The organism is Kitasatospora sp. NPDC029312 (genome assembly GCF_055569215.1).
Genome location: NZ_JBVHXY010000005.1, coordinates 148107 through 165408, shown reverse-complemented (window position 1 = coordinate 165408; position 17302 = coordinate 148107). Strand labels below are relative to the sequence as shown.

Below are 17302 nucleotides of genomic sequence, written 5' to 3'. Positions count from 1 at the left end.
CGGCAGCCCGGTCGGCGGCAGCGCGGGGATCGGCGGGCGACGGCACGGCGGACGGCGGCGCTGGGAGCCGGGTCAGTTCCGGCCGGCGGCGGCCGCACGGGCCGCGTCGTCCACCGCGTCCTCCGCGGCGTTCTGCGCGGCGATCCGCTCGGCGGTGCGGGTGCGCAGCCCGGAGACCTTGGTGGTGATCTGGCTGGACATCTCGTCGCGCTGCTTGCTCAGCAGCACGTAGCTCAGCGGCGCGGAGGCGACCGCGGCCAGCAGGAACAGGAAGATCACCCCGGCCTCACCGCTGACCGGGATGACCCGGAAGTGCCCGAGCAGCAGGGCCACCAGCAGGCAGCCGAGGAAGATGCTGACCCGCATGGAGGTGTAGCGGAGTGTGGCGTGCGACTTCTGCGGGCCGTTGCTGCTCACTGGGACACACACTTCCTTCTCGTTTCGGGCCGACGGGTCCTCCAGTCAAGCATGCCTGACGGCGGGCGCGGGGCAGGGGTCCACCGTCCCGGGCCCTCGCACCCGCCCGGCGGGCCGGGTCAGCGCAGGTCGAGCCACATGGTGATGTCGTCGCGGTCGTCCCCGGGGGCGACCCGGATCGCGGCCGGCACCCGGCCGACCTCGCGGTAGCCGCTGCGGGCGTAGAAGCGCTCCAGGCCCAGGCCGCCGCGCGCCGTCAACCGCAGCGACTCCAGACCCCACTCCCGGGCGACCCGTTCGGCCTCCGCGAGCAGCCGGGCGCCGTGGCCGAGCCCCTGGAAGTCCGGGTGCACCATGACCCGCTTGAGCATCCGCCAGTGTTCCATCGGCTCGAACCGCATCGACGCGAAGACCAGCATCCCGACCAGCCGGCCGGTCGCGCTGTCGTGCGCGACCAGCAGCCGGTCGGGGCCGTCCGGGGCGATCCCGGCGAACTGGCGGTCGGCGGCGTCCCAGACCTCGTCCTCGGTGACCGGCCCCACGAAGCCGACCGCGCCGCCGGCGTTGGTCACGTCCGTCCACAGCCGGACGACGGCGGTGCGCAGGTCGGGGTCGGGCTTCGGATCCACGGTGAAGGTGAGCGCCATGACGCGGAGCCTAGACCTCCGCTCGAACACACCGGCGAACAGCCCACATGCGGGGACGAACACCGGCGGAAGAACGGCCCGCGCGACCGGGCGCGCACCTACGCACCTACGCACCTACGACAGGCCGGGCACCGCACGCTCCGTCGGCCGTCCGGCGCGCAGCGCCAGGCAGAGCCCCACCGCGATCACGCACAGGGCGCCCGCGCCGTACCAGGTGAGGTCGTAGTTCCCGAGCGCGTCGCGGGCCAGGCCGGCCAGCCCGGCGACGACGGCCGCGCCGATCTGGTGGGCGGCCAGCACCCAGCCGAAGACGATCGGGGCGTCCTCGCCGAAGTGCCGGCGGCACAGCGCGACGGTCGGCGGCACGGTGGCCACCCAGTCCAGGCCGTAGAAGACCACGAAGGCGATGATCGGCGGCTGGAGCGAGCCGGCGAGCAGCTGCGGGAGCAGGAGCAGCGACAGGCCGCGCAGCCCGTAGTAGACGGTGAGCAGCAGCCGGGAGTCGACCCGGTCGGTGAGCCAGCCGCTGAACACGGTGCCGGCCACGTCGAACAGGCCGATCAGGGCGAGCAGGCCGGCGGCGGTGGTGACGGGCATGCCGTGGTCGTGCGCGGCCGGGATGAAGTGGGTGCCGACCAGGCCGGCGGTGGTGGCGCCGCAGATCGCGAAGGAGCCGGCCAGCAGCCAGAACTGACGGGTACGGGCGGCATCGCGCAGCACCCGCAGCGAACGGGCCAGGGCGCGGCCGCCGTTGACCGCCGCGGGCGGGGCCTCGGTCGCGCCGTAGGGGAGCAGGCCGACATCGGCGGGGCGCTCGCGCATCAGCAACAGCACGGGCACGGCGACGGCGCAGGCGGCGAGCGAGACCACGACCACGGCGGAGCGCCAGCCGTGGTGCTCGACCAGCCAGGCGCCGACCGGCAGGAAGACCAGGTTGCCCGCTGCCCCGGCGGCGGTCAGCACGCCGGTGACGAGGCCCTGCCGGGCCTGGAACCAGCGGCCGGTGATGGTGGTGGCGAAGGCGCCGGCCATCGAGCCGCTGCCCAGGCCGACCAGCACGCCCCAGCAGAGCACCAGTTGCCAGGGCTGGCGCATCAGCATGGTGAGTCCGGCGCCGACCGAGATGGTCAGCAGGGCGCAGACCACCACCAGGCGGACGCCGAAACGGTCCATCAGGGCGGCGGCGAAGGGCGCGGTGAGGCCGTAGAGGGTGAGGTTGACGGAGGTGGCAATGGAGATCGTCCCGAGCGACCATCCGAACTCGTTGTGCAGGGCGTCCATCATCAGGCTGGGCGCGGAGCGGAAGCCCGCCGAGCCGAGCAGGACGAGCAGGGCGACGCCGGCCACCACCCAGGCGTAGTGCACCCGGGGGCGGTTGGCGGCACCGGGCCGGTCTGCGGCGGTCCGGTCGGAGGTGGCCCGGTCGGAGGTGGCCCGGTCGGAGGTGGCCCGGTCGGCGATGGCCCGGTCGGCGGCGGGAAGGTCGGCGGCGGGCCGGTCGGGGTGGGAGGCCACGGTGGCAGTGGGGGCGGGGGCGCTGCGTTCGGTCACGCCAACGAGTGTCCCGAGCGGCCGGCGCCCGGACGAGTGGCCTGAATGACAGCTTTCGCAAGGATCGGGCCACGGCCCGGCGTACCCTGGAGCCCTCTTCGAACCCGGACCCACCGCCCGTCGGAAGGACACGGCATGGCGCACTTGGTCGCGGTGCTCGCGCTGGAGGGCGTGATCGCCTTCGAACTCGGCATCCCCGCCCGGATCTTCGGCAGCGCCAAGGATGCCGAGGGCCGGCCGTTCTACCAGGTGGCCACGTGCACGGTGGACGGCGGCCCGGTCGGCACCAGCACCGACTTCCGGATCGCCGTCGACCACGGCCCCGAACTGCTGGAGCGGGCCGACACGGTGGTGGTCCCGGCCTCCCGCGACACCTCTCCGAGCGTGGTCGACGCCGCCCTCACCCCCGAACTGGCCGACGCGCTGCGCCGGATCCGGCCCGGCACCCGACTGATGTCGATCTGCACCGGCTCCTTCCTGCTGGCCGCCGCCGGCCTGCTGGACGGCCGTCCGGCCACCACCCACTGGAGCTACACCGACCGCTTCGCCCGGATGTACCCGCAGGTGAAGCTGGATCCGGACGTGCTCTACACCGACGACGGCGACGTCCTCACCTCCGGCGGGGTGGCCACCGGGGTGGACTTGTGCCTGCACGTGGTGCGCCGCGACCACGGCAGCGCGGTGGCCAACGCGGTGGCCCGCAGCTGCCTGGTGCCACCGTGGCGGGACGGCGGCCAGAAGCAGTACGTGGAGGCGCCGAGCCCGGTGGAGGCCGGGGTCCTCAGCACCACCGCCGTCCGCGCCTGGGCGCTGGAGCACCTGGACGAGCCCCTGTCGCTGCGCCAGCTCGCCGACCGGGCGGGCATGAGCGTACGGACCTTCACCCGGCGCTTCCGCGAGGAGACCGGCGCCAGCCCCGGCCAGTGGATCACCACCCAGCGCACGGAGCGGGCCCGCCAGTTGCTGGAGCGCACGGATCTGACGATCGACCAGGTGGCCCGGGAGGCCGGCTTCGGCACCGCCGCCTCGCTGCGGATGCAGCTCCGCGGCCGCCTGGACGTGGCGCCGAGCGCCTACCGGCGCACCTTCCGGACGGTCCCGGCCGGAAGCACCGCGCCGGCGGGGCGCGCTTCCTGAGTGACAGCGGCTTCCCGAGCGACACCGGGCAACGAGCGGGCGGGTGGCCGGAATTCACCCCTTCCCGGCCGAACCCCGGACGGCAGCCGGCCGCGCGCACCCCCAGCGCAGCACGGCGGGCCACCGTCCGATCGCGACGCGCGGGCCCTGGGCCCGCGCCGGGCCCTCCGCACTCGCCGAGGAGCGGCCCGCGACCGGCAGCCCACGGTCCCTTCTGCTGACGCGTTCCCCCTGGACAGCAGCACCGTGGCGGCGGACGGACATTCCCTCGGCGTCCCCTCGCAACGGAGAGCCGCACCCAAGCGTGATCAGTCGGATACGTCACGTCAATGGGTAGTCCGAAATTCGGAATGGTTGCGTCACCTTTCGGCCGGTGATCCGCACCGGCCGACCACCGTGCCGAAAGCCGTTATTGCGCCAAAGCCGCCCAGTCCGCGCCCGCCAGTGGGTCCGCCGGGCGCGCGTCGGCGCCGATCTCGCACCAGACCCGCTTGCCCGTGCCGTCCGGGTGCCAGCCCCAGCGCTCGCAGAGCAGTTCGACCAGTTCCAGGCCCCGGCCGTTGGTGGCGTTCTCGTCCGCACCGGTGTGCCGCGGGGCCGGCGCCGTCCGGCTCGCGTCGGCCACCTCGACCCGCAGCGGACCGGCCGGACGGGCCGGCGCCGTGTCACCGATCATCGGCAGACAGAGCCGCAGCACGGCCGGACAGCCGGTGTGCACCACGGCGTTGGTCACCAGCTCCGAGACCACCAGCACCACCGTCTCGGCCATCGGCGCGTCCGGGTCCACGCCGTGGTTCAGCAGCCGCGAGCGCACCCACCGACGGGCCCGGCCGACCTCGGCGGGGTCCGCCTGCACCGCAAGCTGTACCTGAAGAACCTGCACCGCTCCACCACCCGCACTCGCAGTTCGGCCGTCGTCTCGATCGAGCCCGGTCGGGCCCGATCGGCCGGCCGACGGCCCTCGCACATCGCCCATTGCCACCCGGGGGCCACCGGGCGCTCGCCGACCCGTCCGCCCGGCGCCCACTTCTCCGTGCCAACTCGTCGGCCGCGCACCGGAGCGACACGAATACGCCTCAGGATGGGTGGGCGGACGGACGGCAGCAAGGGCTTCGGGCATATTCCGGCGATCGGGGTACAGGGCAGTGCATACTGTCCCGTTCACTCTGGCGAGCCTCGCACCGGCACTCGTCCGATCCGGTCCGACCGGCCGTCACCCAGGGCGCCTCCGACGGTCCGCCGCGGACACGCCCTGGCGGGAACCTACCGCCGGACACCCCCGGCACCCGGCCCGCCACTCGCGAACCACCCGTGCGACATATGTCCAGCGGGCCTCGAACAACCCCGCCGCCCGACGCCCCGCCGCCGGACGCCGCCTCCACCGCCGAGTGGCGTTCGGTTCTTGCCGGATTCCCTCCCACCGCCGACCGGCCGCGGGATACCGTTGGGTAACGCCAGCGAACCGGTCGGGAGGGTGGTTCCTGATGGCCGCTCCGGACCGGAACCCGCGCTGGGACGAGCAGTTGCAGCGGCGCCTCGCCCGCGGCGAGGAGACCGCGCTCGGCGAACTCTACGACCAGCTCTCGCCGATGGTGCACGGCCTGGCCGGCCGGATACTCGCCGACCAGGGGGCCGCGGACCGGCTCACCCGCGAGGTGTTCGCCCACGTCTGGGAGCACCCCGAGGATTTCGACCCGGCCCGGGGCTCGCTGCGCTCCTGGCTCGGCGCGTTCACCCACCGCCGCGCGGTCGAGCGGTTGCGGGCCCGGCGGGCCGCCGAGTGGACCAGGGGCGGGGGCGCCGGCGCGAGCGAGGAGGAGATCCGCGCCGTGGCCACCGCCGCGCGCGTGCAGTTCGTGGTCGACTCCCTGCCCCGGTCCCTGCGTGAGACCATCGCGGTGACGTACTACGACGGCCGCACCTACCAGGAGACGGCCCGGCTGCTCGGCATCAGCGAGCAGGCCGCCAAGCAGCGGATGCGGCTCGGCCTGGAACTGCTGGCCACCGAACTGGCCGAGGAACCGGCCACCGAACCGACCGACGAGCGCGCCCGCCAGGACGGCGGGGAAGACGGGGACGGGAACGGGTGAACACCTCCCAGGAGCAGCACGACGCGCTGCGCTCGCTGCTCGGCGCCTGGTCCCTCGGTGCCTGCCCGCCGCGCGAAGCCGCCGAGTTGGAGCAGCACCTGCCCGGCTGCCCGGAGTGCGCCGCGGAGGCGGCCCGACTGCGCGAGGCGGCCGGCTGGCTCTCCCTGGACGAGCCGCTGGACCAGCCCGACGCGCTGCGCCAGCAGGTGCTGGACTGGTGCCTGGCCCGCCGTCCGGCCGAACTGCCCGTCCCCACCTGGGGGATGCCGTACACCGCGGAGACCGCCAAGCTCGACGCGCTGCTGCGCGACCTCGGCCCGGAGGAGTGGCAGGAGGTGGCCGAACTGCCATGGCACGGCGGGACGGAACGACTGCGCCCGGCGGAGGTGCTGGCCCGGCTGACCGCCGTGGACGGCGTGCTGGCGCTCGCCCTCGGCCTGCCCGACCCGGTGGCCGCCACCGCGGGGCCCGCCACCACGGGGACCCCCTCCGCAGGGGCCGCCACCGCAGGGACCACCACCACGACGGCCGGCGCGCCGAGCCCGCCGGCCCAGCGGCGGGTGCCGCCGCAGGAGCCGGTCGTCCCGGCGCCGCGGGTCCCGCCGCAGGGCGGCCCGTACACCGCGATCACCGCGCGCACCGCCCGGCTGCTCGCCCACCAGGCCGGCCTGCCGCCGCAGTCGGTGCGCACCAGGTGGCGGCGGCAGACCCACGACCTGGTCCGCGGCGCCGCGCTCGCCCCGCAGGGCGGCGCGCCGGTCGACCTCGGCTTCACGGTGCTGCCGCTGCGCGACGCCTTCGTGGAGCGCGCCCTGGAGTGCTACGTGCACGGGGAGGACGTGGCCCGCGCGGTCGCCTACCCGTACGGGCCGCCGGCCCCGCAGCACCTGCGGCAGATGGTGGGGCTGGTGGTCCGACTGCTCCCCCGGGCACTGGCCGGCCTGCGCGCGGCCCGCCCCGAGCACGCCGGGACAGCGGGGGCGCCGGGGGCACCGGGGACATCGGCCGGCGGCCCACCGACCGGCGCCGCCGCGGGCGGCCGACGGCTGCGCCTGGTGGTGGACGGCCCGGCGGCCGGCGAGTGGCTGGTGCCGCTGGACGCCGAGGAGGCCGGCCCGCCGGGCGGGGAGCCGGTGGCCTCGATGGTCCTGGACGGCCTGGAGCTGTGTCAGTTGGCCGCCGCGCACCGCGACCCGGACCGGCTGCCGGTCGGCGAGCACGGCGACCGGGCCGCGGTGCGCGAGGTGCTGCACGCGCTGCCGCTCCTGTCGCGACGGTGAGGCGGCAGGAGCGGTGACGCGGCAGACGCGGTGATCAGCGGTGATCAGCGGTAGTCAGCGGTAGTCAGCAGTGATCAGGCGAAGACGACGGTGCGGGTGCCGTCCAGCAGCACCCGGTGCTCGCTGTGCCACTTGACCGCGCGGGCCAGCGCCTGGCACTCGACGTCCCGGCCGATCGCGACCAGTTGGTCCGGGCTGACGTCGTGGGTGACCCGGGCCACCTCCTGCTCGATGATCGGCCCCTCGTCGAGGTCGGCGGTGACGTAGTGCGCGGTGGCACCGATCAGCTTCACGCCGCGGGCGTGCGCCTGGTGGTACGGCTTGGCGCCCTTGAAGCTCGGCAGGAAGGAGTGGTGGATGTTGATCACCCGGCCGGACAGCTCGGTGCAGAGCTGGTCTGACAGCACCTGCATGTAGCGGGCCAGCACGACCAGTTCGACCTCCTCCTTGGCGACCAGGTCCAGCAGTTCCCGCTCGGCCTCGGCCTTGGTGTCCCGGGTGACCGGGATGTGGTGGAACGGGATGCCGTAGCCCTCGGTCAGGTCCCGCAGGTCGGTGTGGTTGGAGACCACCGCGGCGATCTCCACCGGCAGCGCGCCGATCCGGGTGCGGTAGAGCAGGTCGTTCAGGCAGTGCCCGAACTTGCTGACCATGAGGATGATCCGCATCCGCTGGTCGGTGGGGTGGATCTGCCAGTCCATCCCGAAGGAGGCGCCGATCGCGGCGAAACTGGCCCGCAGCTTGTCGACGGTCACCGGCTCGGCGGCGGAGAAGTGCACCCGCATGAAGAACAGGCCGCTGTCCGCGTCCCCGAACTGCTGGCTGTCGATGATGTTGCAGCCGGTCATGAAGAGGTAGCTGGAGACGGCGTGGACGATGCCCTGCTTGTCGGGGCAGGACAGCGTGAGGACGTACTGGGCGCTGGCCGGCTGCGGTTCCACTGGGGGTATCCCGTCCTGAGGTCGTGCGTGCGTGGACGGTCCAGCGTGTCACATCCTGGACAGCCGCCGCCCCGCTGCCCGTACTGCGGGACGGCGCTGCCCACCGGAGCCGTCTCAGACCTGGGTCAGGATGCGCAGCACCTCGAGCGACTTGGGCGCCGCATCCGGGTCGTCCCCGTCGCCGACGGCCAGCGCGACGTGCGCCTCCCGGGCGGCCCGGACGGTCTCCGGCCAGCCGGGGTGGCCGAGGTAGGCGGAGGCCGGGGCGTCCGCGCCGACCTCGTGCAGGGTCTGCACCGCGCGCAGCACCGCGGCGTCGACCAGGGCGGCCTCGGTGGAGTCGCGGAACATCGTGCCCACGTACTTCTCCGCCGACCAGCGGTCCAGCCAGGTGTCCTCGACCAGGCGGTAGACGGCGTCGGTCACGTCCCCGTACCCCTCGCGGCCGGCCAGCCAGGTGTCCTGCTGGAAGCCGGGGTCGGACAGCATGTGCAGCGCCGAGCGCAGTCGGGCGCGCCAGCGCCACCAGGGCAGGTCGTTGAGGGGCATGCCGCCCATCGTGCTGGAGCGGTGGCCCGGACGAGAAGGGTTTCGGGCGGACCGATGCGAAGAATCTGTGCTGGCGGACATGGTGGACGATCGTACGTTCCCCGTCCGTTCGTACTCCACTCCCGATCTACACGCGTACCGCACCGGATTTCAGCTCCCGTTCGCCGGTCGTTCGCACTTCGGCCCTCTCGCCTTGTGGCTCCGGGGCTTGGCTGGTCCCGGCGCGCCGGATGGCGCCCAGAGAGGGAGGACCGATGACCAGCCGAAGGGACTCGTTCCAGGACCGTCCCGCGATCGTCCGACGCCGTCGCCGGCGCCCGATCGCCGCCGCGGTGAGCGCCGCGGCACTGCTCCCCGCCCTCTTCTCGGCCTCCGCGTGCGGCGGACCGGCCGGTGCCTCCACCACCGACGACGCGCTGACCGTGATGACCTGGGCCCCGTCCGGCACCGGTTCCGCGAACCGCCCCGGCATGACCGCGCTCGCCCAGGCGATCGGCAGGGACGTCAACCTCAAGGGGGGTCTGAACGGCCACCGCCTGAACGTGATCACCTGCAACGAGCACAACACCGCCGAGGGCGCCAAGACCTGCGCCCAGCGCGCGGTGGACGCCAAGGCGGTCGCCGTGATCGGCTCCTACAGCCAGTGGGGCGACGCCTTCATGCCGGTGCTGGAGCGCGCCGGCATACCGCTGATCGGCGGGTACGGCCTCTCCCAGCCCGAGTTCTCCAGCCCGCTGTCCTACCCGGTGGACGGCGGGATGCCCGCGCTGATCGCCGGCAGCGGCCGCCAGCTGGTCGACGCCGGCTGCAAGGCCGTGGCCCTGATCCGCCCGGACACCCCGGCCGGCGACAGCCTGCTCGGCTACCTGGGCAACGCGCTCAAGCCGGCCGGGATGAAGCTGTTGGACGTCAAGGCGCCCGAGCAGTCCTCCGACTACACGCCGGTGGCCCGCAAGGCGATCGGCAAGGACGAGCCGGGCAACTGCATCACCAGCGCCATGGCCGCCGAGCCGACCGGCACCCTGCTGGACGCCTACCGGCGGCTGTCCCCGAAGAACACCCGGATCGCCTCGGTGATCGGCAGCGTGCAGCAGTCGGTGGTCGACTCCACCGGCGGCGACAGCGGCCCGCTGGCCGGCGCGTTCGTCGCCAGCTGGTACCCGCCGGAGTCGGCCAAGACCTGGGACGGGCTGCGCGGGGTGGTGCGCGCCGACACCACCGGCGGCCAGACCATCGACGTCTCCGACCCGGGCGTGCAGACCACCTGGGTCGCCTACGAGGTGTTCCGGGCGGTGGACGAGAAGCTGGCGGCGGCCGGGACGCCGACCACCGCCAAGTCGATCGCCGCGCTGCTCGACAGCGGCGAGGGCATCGACGTGGGGCTCACCCCGCCGCTGAACTGGGGCACCACCAACATGCTGCCCAGCACCGAGTCGCCGCGGCTGGTGAACACCTGGATCACCTACCAGGTGGTCAAGAACGGCCGGATGACCCTGCAGCAGCCGGGCTTCGTCGACATCCGCTGGGTGCTCACCGGGGGCCGGCCCCCGGCCTGACCCGGGCGGATCACGAACGGGCGGGTCCTGCCGGGCCCGCCCTTCCCCCGTCTTGGAAAGTCACCGTTCTAGAGGTCGCCGTCGCTGCGGACGGGCAGCCCGGACTGGGCGGCGATCGTGTTCCACAGCGTCGAGGCCTGCTTCTTCGCGGTGGTCGCCGTGCCGCTGGCCTGGACGGCGTTCTTGTAGTGCTGGTTGCCGGTGTCCGGCTTCTTCGGGTCGCAGGAGGACTGGGCGTCGGTCGCCCAGGCCGCGTACTCGTCGTCGGCCTGCGCCGACGCTGTCCAGGCGGCGTTGAGCTGGTCGACCAGTTGCTGGCCGCCGGGCAGCTTGTCGGTCTTCAGCTGGCCGAGCTTGGTCTGCAGCTCGCGCCGCTTGCCGGCCGCGGTGGCCAGGGCCTGCTGCGACTCGGGCAGCTTGTCGCACTTCTGCACCGAGGCGACGGCGGCCACCACCGAGCTGCGGCTGTCGCTCGCCGTGCCCAGCAGGTCCGACAGTGGCTGCGCCTGGGTCTTGACCTCGGGATCGACCGCGGTGCCGGATCCGCTCGCGCTCCCCGTGCCAGCGGCGGTGCTGCCGGTCGCGGCCACCGGGGTGGTCTTGCGGGCGCCCTTGGTGTCGCCCCCGCCGCTCATCAGCACGGCGACCAGCACCCCGGCCACCGCGCAGGCGGCCACCACCCCGCCGATGATCAGCTTGCCGGAGGGGCGGCCGCCGCGGACGGCGCCGCCGCCCTGGGTGGCGTCCGGGTCCGGCCCGTAGTTCTCCTGGCCGTAGCCCTGACCGGGGTACGCCGGCTGCTGCGACTGCTGCGGCTGCGACTGCTGCTGCGGCTGGGGGGCGTAGCCCTGGTAGCCGGGCGCGCCCTGCGGCGGGACGCCGTAACCGGGCTGCTGCGCGGGGTAGCCGCCCCGGGGGTCGCCGGTCGGGTACGGCGGCAGGTGCTGGGTCTGGGGGGCCTCGGCCTGCGGGACGCCGTAACCCTGCTGGGGCGCGGCGCCCCACGGCTGCTGGGCCGGTACGGCCTGGGGCGCCATGGTGTGCGCACCCTCGCCGAGGTATTCCGGCTGCCCGGACGGCTGTCCGACCGGCGGCACGGCCGTGGGGCCCTGCGGCTGGCCCTGCTGCCCCGGCTGGCCCTGCTGCTGGCTGGGCTCGGGGCGGAACAGGTCGTCCAGGTTGAAATCCCCCGAGTTGGGGTACGAGCGGCGCTGGCTCAACGCGATTCCTCACCTGGGCCGGACCGCGTGCTGACGGCGGACCACTTCTCGTCGGTTCTTGGGAGCATCACAGTTCCTTGGACGTCGCGCCCACGCTACCGGTTCACCTCACCGGGTGACCACGTGGGCGGGACAATCCCACACGCTCCCTGCACAGACGGTCTCCGGTCCGCCTCCCGCTCTCCGTCAGGCCGCCTCCGCGTCCGCCCGGGCGTGGAACTCGCGCACCACGCGCTGCTCCCGGTAGGGCTCCAGCCGTCGCCGGAACTCGTCCAGGTACTCCACGCCCCGGTTGGAGCGCAGCCCGCTGAGCAGCCGCACCGCCTGGGTGCCCGTCTCACAGGCGCGCTCCAGGTCGCGCTGCTGGAGCTGGGCGGTGGCGAGCAGTACCAGGTCCACCGCCCGGCGGCGGACCCGGGTCGGCGGGTGCAGGTCGAGCGCCCGGCGGGCGTAGTGCTCGGCCTGGCCGGCCTGTTCCAGGTCCCGGTGGCAGTGGGCGAGCTCGTCGGCGAGGTAGGCGTCGTCGAAGTGGGCGATCCAGTCCGGGTCGTCCTCGGGGCGGCGCCTCTCCATCATCTCCAGCGCCTTGGCCGACACCGCCTCGCAGGAGCGGGCGTCGCCGAGCAGGGCGTGGCCGCGGGCCTCGGCGGCGTAGAACATCGCCATCGCCGTCGGGGTGGCGACCGACCGGGCCCCCTCCTGGGCGGCGCGGGCGAGCTGGGCGATCTCCCGCGGGTTGCCGAGGGTGGCCGCCAGGTGGCTCATCGAGGCGGCCAGCACGTAGCCGCCGTAGCCCCGGTCGTCGGCGGCCTGGGCCAGTCGCAGGGCCTGGATGTAGTAGCGCTGGGCCAGCCCGGGCTGTCCGGTGTCCACCGCCATGTACCCGGCCAGCTCCGTCAACCTGGCCACCGCGGCGAAGAGTTGGCGGCCGGTCTCCTCCCGGTAGGCGCCGCCGAGCAGACCGGAGACCACCGAGTTGAGGTAGTGCACGACCACCGGGCGCACGTGGCCGCTGCCGAAGCGGTGGTCCAGGTCGACCAGCATCGCGGTGGTGGCCTTGACCGCGGCCACGTCGGTCGGACCGACCCTCGGGCCGCCGGTACGGGCCACCACCGGGTCGGGCGGGGTGATCAGCCAGTCCCGGCTGGGCTCCACCAGGGCGGACGCGGCGACCGTCGCCCCGGTCAGGAAGTCCCGCCGGCCGACGTCACTGCGCCAGAGCTCGCACACCTGCTCCAGGGCGGCGTTCAGGGTCGGCGCGAACTGCAGCCCGATGCCGGAGCTGAGGTTCTTGCCGTCGGCCATGCCGATCTCCTCGACCGACACGCTGCGGCCGAGTTTGCGGCCGAGGGCCTCGGCGATCACGGCCGGCGCCTGCCCGCGCGGCTGCTGCCCGCGCAGCCAGCGGGCCACGGAGGTCTTGTCGTAGCGCAGGTCGAGTCCGTGCTCCGCGCCGCACAGGTTGACCCTGCGGGCCAGACCGGCGTTGGAGCAGCTGGCCTCCTGGATCAGTTGCTGCAGACGCTCGTTGGGCTGTCGTGCGACGAGTGGTCTCGCGGCCATTGGGCTTCGCCTCCCCACACCCTCCGGCCCTGGCCGGCGGGCGACGATTCTGCTGATCTGTTGCCGACTGTCCGACCGTCCAAGGAATCTGACACCAGGTTAGCGATCAGCAACGCCAGCGGGATACCCACGGTGACGAACCGCACCCCCCACGCGCCCTGGGAAATGCTTCCGTGCGCCCCCGCTGCGCCGGGCTCCGCCCGCCCCAACTCGGTCGAGTCACCGGTTCGGGTGACATTGCCGGGATGCGGCCGACCGGGGGCCACGGAGCCGTAACCAGCCTCACGCACGGTAGTTGAGCAGCGCGTGGAAGAGATCCCCGACGCCCCCGGCCAGGACAAGAACGCCGGCCTGCCCCCGCTGTTGATCGAAGCCGTCAGCTACGCCGAGAACCGCCACTGGGAGGTGGCCCCGGGCGCCTGGCTGATCGACGGCGACGGACCCGCCCGCTGTTCCTGCGGCGACCCGCGCTGCGCGCTGCCGGGTGCCCACCCGCTGGACACGGACTGGGCCCGCAAGGCGAGCGCCGGCCCGGGCGCGGTGCGGCGCTGGTGGACCGAACGGCCCAAGGCCTCGATCCTGCTGCCCACCGGCCGGTCCTTCGACGTCCTGGACGTCCCGGAGACCGCCGGGTGCCTGGCGCTGGCCCGGATGGAGCGGATGGGCCTCCAGCTCGGCCCGGTCGTGGTGCTGCCCGCCTCGCCCGGCCGGGTGGGGCGGCGGCTGCACTTCCTGGTGCTGCCCGGGGTCGCGGCCAAGTTGCCGGAGATGCTCCGCAAGCTGGGCTGGCCGCCCGGGCGGCTGGACCTGGTGGCCCGCGGCGAGGGGGACTGGACGGTCGCCCCGCCGTCCCGGGTCGGCTCCACCGGCTACGCCCAGTGGGCCCGCTCCCCCTCCGCGCTCAACCGCTGGCTGCCGGACGCCGCCGAGCTGATCAGCCCGCTCGCCTACGCGTGCGGCCGCGAGGCCCCCGCGCACCAGGCCCCGGCCGCCCAACCGGCCGGGGTCTGACCACCGGGCCGCCCCGATCCGCCGCCCCGGAATCTGCCGCCCTGCGCCCGATCGGGTGAGGGCGTGCTCCGCGCGGGACCACGCGCACGAGTGACGGGCCTTGTCTCCCACCGGAGGCGGGGCCCGTCACACGCATGTGTGGATAAGACCCCGGTCTACCCGCTGGTCAACCGCAGAAGCCCCTCGTACGAGTGACAGCGCTCAAGGATTGCCATGATCGGCCGAGGGGAGGAATTGCGGTGTGTGGGGACGCCGGAAGGGTCGCTCGGACGGGGAAGCCGGGCGAGGCGGTGGAGGGGAGCCGGGAGGGACGGGAGGGAGCGGAGGGGACCGGGAGGGAGCCGGGGAGGACGGGAAGGGCCCGCTGCACGGGGAGCAGCGGGCCCTGATCGTTCGTACGGGTCCGACCGTTCCGCCGATTCCGCCGACCCGGATCGCTCCTACCGGCGAGCTGTCGTGGAGCAGTCGGGCCGACCGGCCGAGTGGCTCAGGCCTGGGCGACGAAGACGTGCTGGGCGATGTCCTTGCCCAGCTCCGCCGCGGTGTCCCCGGTGCCGACCAGCACCCCGGCCACGCCGGTGTTCACCTTGACCGTGGAGCCCGGCCGGACGCCGGCCCGGCGCAGGGTGCTCATCAGCTCGCTGTCCGTCTGGATCGGCTCGCCGATCCGGCGGACCACCACGTCGGCCCCGGCGTCACCGGGCTTGACGGTGTCCAGCGGGACGAGCGCGGCGTCGAAGCCCTCGCCCTCGGCCTTGGTGTCGCCCAGCTCGTCCAGGCCCGGGATCGGGTTGCCGTACGGGGACTGCGTCGGGTGGCCGAGCATGGCGAGCACCTTGCGCTCGACCGTCTCGCTCATCACGTGCTCCCAGCGGCAGGCCTCCTCGTGCACCTGCTCCCACTCCAGGCCGATCACGTCGACCAGCAGGCACTCGGCGATGCGGTGCTTGCGCATGACGCGCACCGCGAGCCGGCGCCCCTCCTCGGTGAGCTCGAGGTGGCGGTCTCCCGCGACCTGGAGCAGCCCGTCGCGCTCCATCCGGCCGACCGTCTGGCTGACCGTGGGCCCGCTCTGCTCCAGGCGCTCGGCGATCCGGGCGCGCATCGGGACGATGCCCTCTTCCTCCAGTTCCAGGATGGTGCGAAGGTACATCTCAGTGGTGTCGATCAGCCCAGACATCGCCGCTGGCTCCGTTCTTCGGTGTCCTCACCGCCAATTCTGACGTACCGCACCGACAACCGGGCCCGCCCGGGGCGTTCCGGCGCCCCTTTTCGTTCCTGTTGACAGCGGTGCCGCCGGGGCGCGACCGTGCTCGCCGTAGCTTTCTCCACTGGCGGTCTGGAGCACCCCGGCCGCCCCACCCGGCCGGCGCCCCCACCGGCAGAGAGCGGAGGCAACCGATGGACGACCTGGTCGGCAGGTACTTCGACGCCGCGATCGACCACCTGCGGCGGGTCCGCGCGGAGGAGTCCGACGCCATCGAGGCCGCCGCCGCCCTGCTGGCCGAGGCGGTCTCCGAGGGCCGCCGGGTGTTCGCCTTCGGCGCCGGGCACTCCTCGCTGCCGGCCCAGGACGTGGTCTACCGGGCCGGCGGGCTGGTCCCGATGAACCTGCTGAACGTCCCCGGGATGGCCGGGGTGACGATGATGCCGGCGCCGCTGGCCAGCGCCCTGGAGCGGGTCTCCGGCCTGGCCACCGCCACCCTGGACCTGACCCCGGCCGCCGCCGGGGACCTGCTCTTCCTGATCTCGCTGTCCGGCCGCCAGGTGATGCCGGTCGAGCTGGCCCGCTACGCCCGGGACCGCGGCCTCAAGGTGATCGGGGTGACCTCGCTGGCCTACCCCGGCGCGGTGCCCTCGGCCCACCCCTCCGGCACCTACCTGAAGGACCACTGCGACGTGGTGCTGGACAGCAAGGTCGCGGTCGGCGACGGCGAGCTGACCCACCCCGGCGCCGAGACCTCCTTCGGCCCGGTCTCCACCATCGTGACCAGCGCGCTGATGCAGGCCGTGGTCGCCTCCGCGGTCGGCCGGCTCGCCGACCGGGCCGCGGCCGGGGACGCCCCCGCCCCGCCGCTGTTCCGCTCCGGCAACGTCCCGGGCGGCACCGAGTGGAACGCCGAGCAGATGGCCCGCAACGCCGGGCGCATCCTCTACACCTACTGACGCGCCCACCGACGCGCACACCCGCCGACCGCTGTCGCGGCTGCCGAGAAGGAGCTCACCGACGCGCCGCCGCACGCACGTTGGGTGCACGACCGAACACGAAACGTCCCGGACAACCAGCGGGGGCTTCCCGGCCATTGCGGGCGGCCCGCAGGCCGGTGAGGCGTACCGGCGAGGCGCCCGGGGCAGGACAGCGGTGCGACCGGAGCGACGGGTGGGGGCCGAGCATGGCGTCTGGGACGGGGCGGACGGGGTGGGTGCGCGAGCGCGACCTGCTGCCCGAGTTCTTCTGGGCCGCCGACGCGGCCTCGCTGCAGGGCCAGCGCCGCGCGGTGCTGCTCTCCGCCTGGGAGCTGCTCCTGCTGCTGGTCGCCGCCGCGTCCGGCTCGGCCGACGGCGAGCCCTGGGCCTGGCCGGCGGCCGGCGCCTACCTGGGCGCGATGGTGCTGGCGGTGGTGATCAGCAGGCAGAACCCGCAGGGCCTCTGGTACCAGGGCCGGGCCGCCGCCGAGTCGGTGAAGACGCTGGCCTGGAAGTTCGCCGTCCGGGCCGACGCCTATCGGCCGCCGCCGCGCAGCCTGCCGGACGCCGAGGGCCTGTACCACTTCCAGCTCGCCCGGGTGCTCGGCGCCTTCCGGGACGGCCCGGTGGCCGTGCCGGCCGACGCCGTGGAGCTCGCCGGGATCACCGCGGCCATGCGCGACCTGCGCGCCCAGCCGCTGGCGGTGCGCCGCGAGGTGTATCTGAACGAGCGGATCAGGGTGCAGCACGACTGGTACCGCGGCCGGGCCCGCTACTGCGCCCGGGCCGGGTACTGGGCCGGTGTGCTGGGCGTGCTGCTGCCGGCGCTGGGCCTGGTGCTGGCGGTGCTGCGGGCGCTCGGTGCGTTCACCTACGACGCGCTGGGCACCGTCTCGGCGGTGGCCGCCTCGGTCACGGCCTGGGCCCAGCTGCGCCAGTACCGGCCACTGGCCGCCGCGTACGGGCTGGCGGCCGACGAGCTGGAGCTGATCCGCGGCCAACTCGCCCGCCTGGACGTCCAGTCGGCGGGCGCCGAGGAGATCTGGGCCCGGCTGGCCCGGGACGCCGAGGACGCGGTGTCCCGCGAGCACACCACCTGGCAGGCCCGCCGGGAGGTGCGCACCACCACCGACCGGGAGCACTGAGGAGGAAC

The 17302-nt window shown here is 74.2% G+C and carries 16 protein-coding genes; 7 read left to right on the top strand and 9 right to left on the bottom strand.

The window, feature by feature from the left end; all coding sequences use genetic code 11:
• Positions 1-72: 72 nt before the first annotated feature.
• The 3 genes from ACZ4WV_RS06845 to ACZ4WV_RS06835 all read right to left on the bottom strand — a co-directional run bounded on the left by ACZ4WV_RS06845 (position 73) and on the right by ACZ4WV_RS06835 (position 2525).
• Positions 73-417 carry a DUF4229 domain-containing protein gene (locus ACZ4WV_RS06845; protein WP_465743535.1) on the bottom strand — a complete coding sequence of 115 codons (345 nt, stop codon included), beginning with the start codon at positions 415-417 and terminating at the stop codon, positions 73-75.
• 119 nt (positions 418-536) lie between these two features.
• Positions 537-1064: a GNAT family N-acetyltransferase gene (locus ACZ4WV_RS06840; protein ID WP_465743533.1), complete on the bottom strand. Its 528-nt coding sequence runs from the start codon at positions 1062-1064 to the stop codon at positions 537-539.
• A 114-nt stretch (positions 1065-1178) separates the two neighbouring features.
• Positions 1179-2525: an MFS transporter gene (locus ACZ4WV_RS06835; protein ID WP_465743698.1), complete on the bottom strand. Its 1347-nt coding sequence runs from the start codon at positions 2523-2525 to the stop codon at positions 1179-1181.
• Positions 2526-2750: 225 nt separating this feature from the next.
• Between ACZ4WV_RS06835 and ACZ4WV_RS06830 the strand changes: the two genes are divergently transcribed.
• On the top strand, positions 2751-3752 hold the full coding sequence (locus ACZ4WV_RS06830; protein ID WP_465743531.1) for a GlxA family transcriptional regulator: 1002 nt from the start codon (positions 2751-2753) through the stop codon (positions 3750-3752).
• Between the two features lie 409 nt (positions 3753-4161).
• Here ACZ4WV_RS06830 and ACZ4WV_RS06825 read toward each other — a convergent pair whose 3' ends face one another.
• Complete coding sequence (locus ACZ4WV_RS06825; RefSeq protein WP_465743530.1) at positions 4162-4635, bottom strand: ATP-binding protein; 474 nt, start codon at positions 4633-4635, stop codon at positions 4162-4164.
• A gap of 601 nt (positions 4636-5236) precedes the next feature.
• Between ACZ4WV_RS06825 and ACZ4WV_RS06820 the strand changes: the two genes are divergently transcribed.
• The gene (locus tag ACZ4WV_RS06820; RefSeq protein ID WP_465743528.1) at positions 5237-5842 is read left to right on the top strand and encodes a sigma-70 family RNA polymerase sigma factor; all 606 of its coding nucleotides are present in this window, start codon (positions 5237-5239) and stop codon (positions 5840-5842) included.
• Positions 5839-7122: a zf-HC2 domain-containing protein gene (locus tag ACZ4WV_RS06815; protein ID WP_465743526.1), complete on the top strand. Its 1284-nt coding sequence runs from the start codon at positions 5839-5841 to the stop codon at positions 7120-7122. Before ACZ4WV_RS06820 ends, ACZ4WV_RS06815 begins: the two co-directional genes overlap by 4 nt.
• A gap of 74 nt (positions 7123-7196) precedes the next feature.
• On the opposite strand, the gene purU is transcribed toward ACZ4WV_RS06815, so the two are convergent.
• Together purU and ACZ4WV_RS06805 are read right to left on the bottom strand one after the other, a co-directional pair.
• Entirely contained in the window at positions 7197-8063 is an 867-nt protein-coding gene (gene purU / locus ACZ4WV_RS06810; RefSeq protein ID WP_465743524.1) for a formyltetrahydrofolate deformylase, read from the bottom strand.
• Between the two features lie 114 nt (positions 8064-8177).
• The gene (locus ACZ4WV_RS06805) at positions 8178-8693 is read right to left on the bottom strand and encodes an SCO4402 family protein (RefSeq protein WP_465743523.1); all 516 of its coding nucleotides are present in this window, start codon (positions 8691-8693) and stop codon (positions 8178-8180) included.
• A gap of 173 nt (positions 8694-8866) precedes the next feature.
• Between ACZ4WV_RS06805 and ACZ4WV_RS06800 the strand changes: the two genes are divergently transcribed.
• Complete coding sequence (locus ACZ4WV_RS06800) at positions 8867-10168, top strand: ABC transporter substrate-binding protein (protein ID WP_465743521.1); 1302 nt, start codon at positions 8867-8869, stop codon at positions 10166-10168.
• Between the two features lie 68 nt (positions 10169-10236).
• On the opposite strand, the gene ACZ4WV_RS06795 is transcribed toward ACZ4WV_RS06800, so the two are convergent.
• Both ACZ4WV_RS06795 and ACZ4WV_RS06790 read right to left on the bottom strand, forming a co-directional pair.
• Positions 10237-11388, bottom strand: coding sequence for a hypothetical protein (locus tag ACZ4WV_RS06795; RefSeq protein ID WP_465743519.1), 1152 nt, complete (start codon positions 11386-11388; stop codon positions 10237-10239).
• 186 nt (positions 11389-11574) lie between these two features.
• Positions 11575-12951, bottom strand: coding sequence for a transcriptional regulator (locus ACZ4WV_RS06790; protein WP_465743517.1), 1377 nt, complete (start codon positions 12949-12951; stop codon positions 11575-11577).
• A 306-nt stretch (positions 12952-13257) separates the two neighbouring features.
• Between ACZ4WV_RS06790 and ACZ4WV_RS06785 the strand changes: the two genes are divergently transcribed.
• Positions 13258-13962: a bifunctional DNA primase/polymerase gene (locus ACZ4WV_RS06785; RefSeq protein ID WP_465743516.1), complete on the top strand. Its 705-nt coding sequence runs from the start codon at positions 13258-13260 to the stop codon at positions 13960-13962.
• 487 nt (positions 13963-14449) lie between these two features.
• Here the strand turns inward: ACZ4WV_RS06785 and ACZ4WV_RS06780 are convergent, their stop codons facing one another.
• A complete protein-coding gene (locus ACZ4WV_RS06780; RefSeq protein ID WP_465743514.1) occupies positions 14450-15142 on the bottom strand; it encodes a metal-dependent transcriptional regulator in 693 nt (230 codons plus the stop codon).
• Between the two features lie 221 nt (positions 15143-15363).
• Between ACZ4WV_RS06780 and ACZ4WV_RS06775 the strand changes: the two genes are divergently transcribed.
• Together ACZ4WV_RS06775 and ACZ4WV_RS06770 are read left to right on the top strand one after the other, a co-directional pair.
• Positions 15364-16128 carry a sugar isomerase domain-containing protein gene (locus ACZ4WV_RS06775; RefSeq protein ID WP_465743512.1) on the top strand — a complete coding sequence of 255 codons (765 nt, stop codon included), beginning with the start codon at positions 15364-15366 and terminating at the stop codon, positions 16126-16128.
• A gap of 227 nt (positions 16129-16355) precedes the next feature.
• A complete protein-coding gene (locus tag ACZ4WV_RS06770; RefSeq protein WP_465743510.1) occupies positions 16356-17294 on the top strand; it encodes a DUF4231 domain-containing protein in 939 nt (312 codons plus the stop codon).
• Positions 17295-17302: the final 8 nt, after the last annotated feature.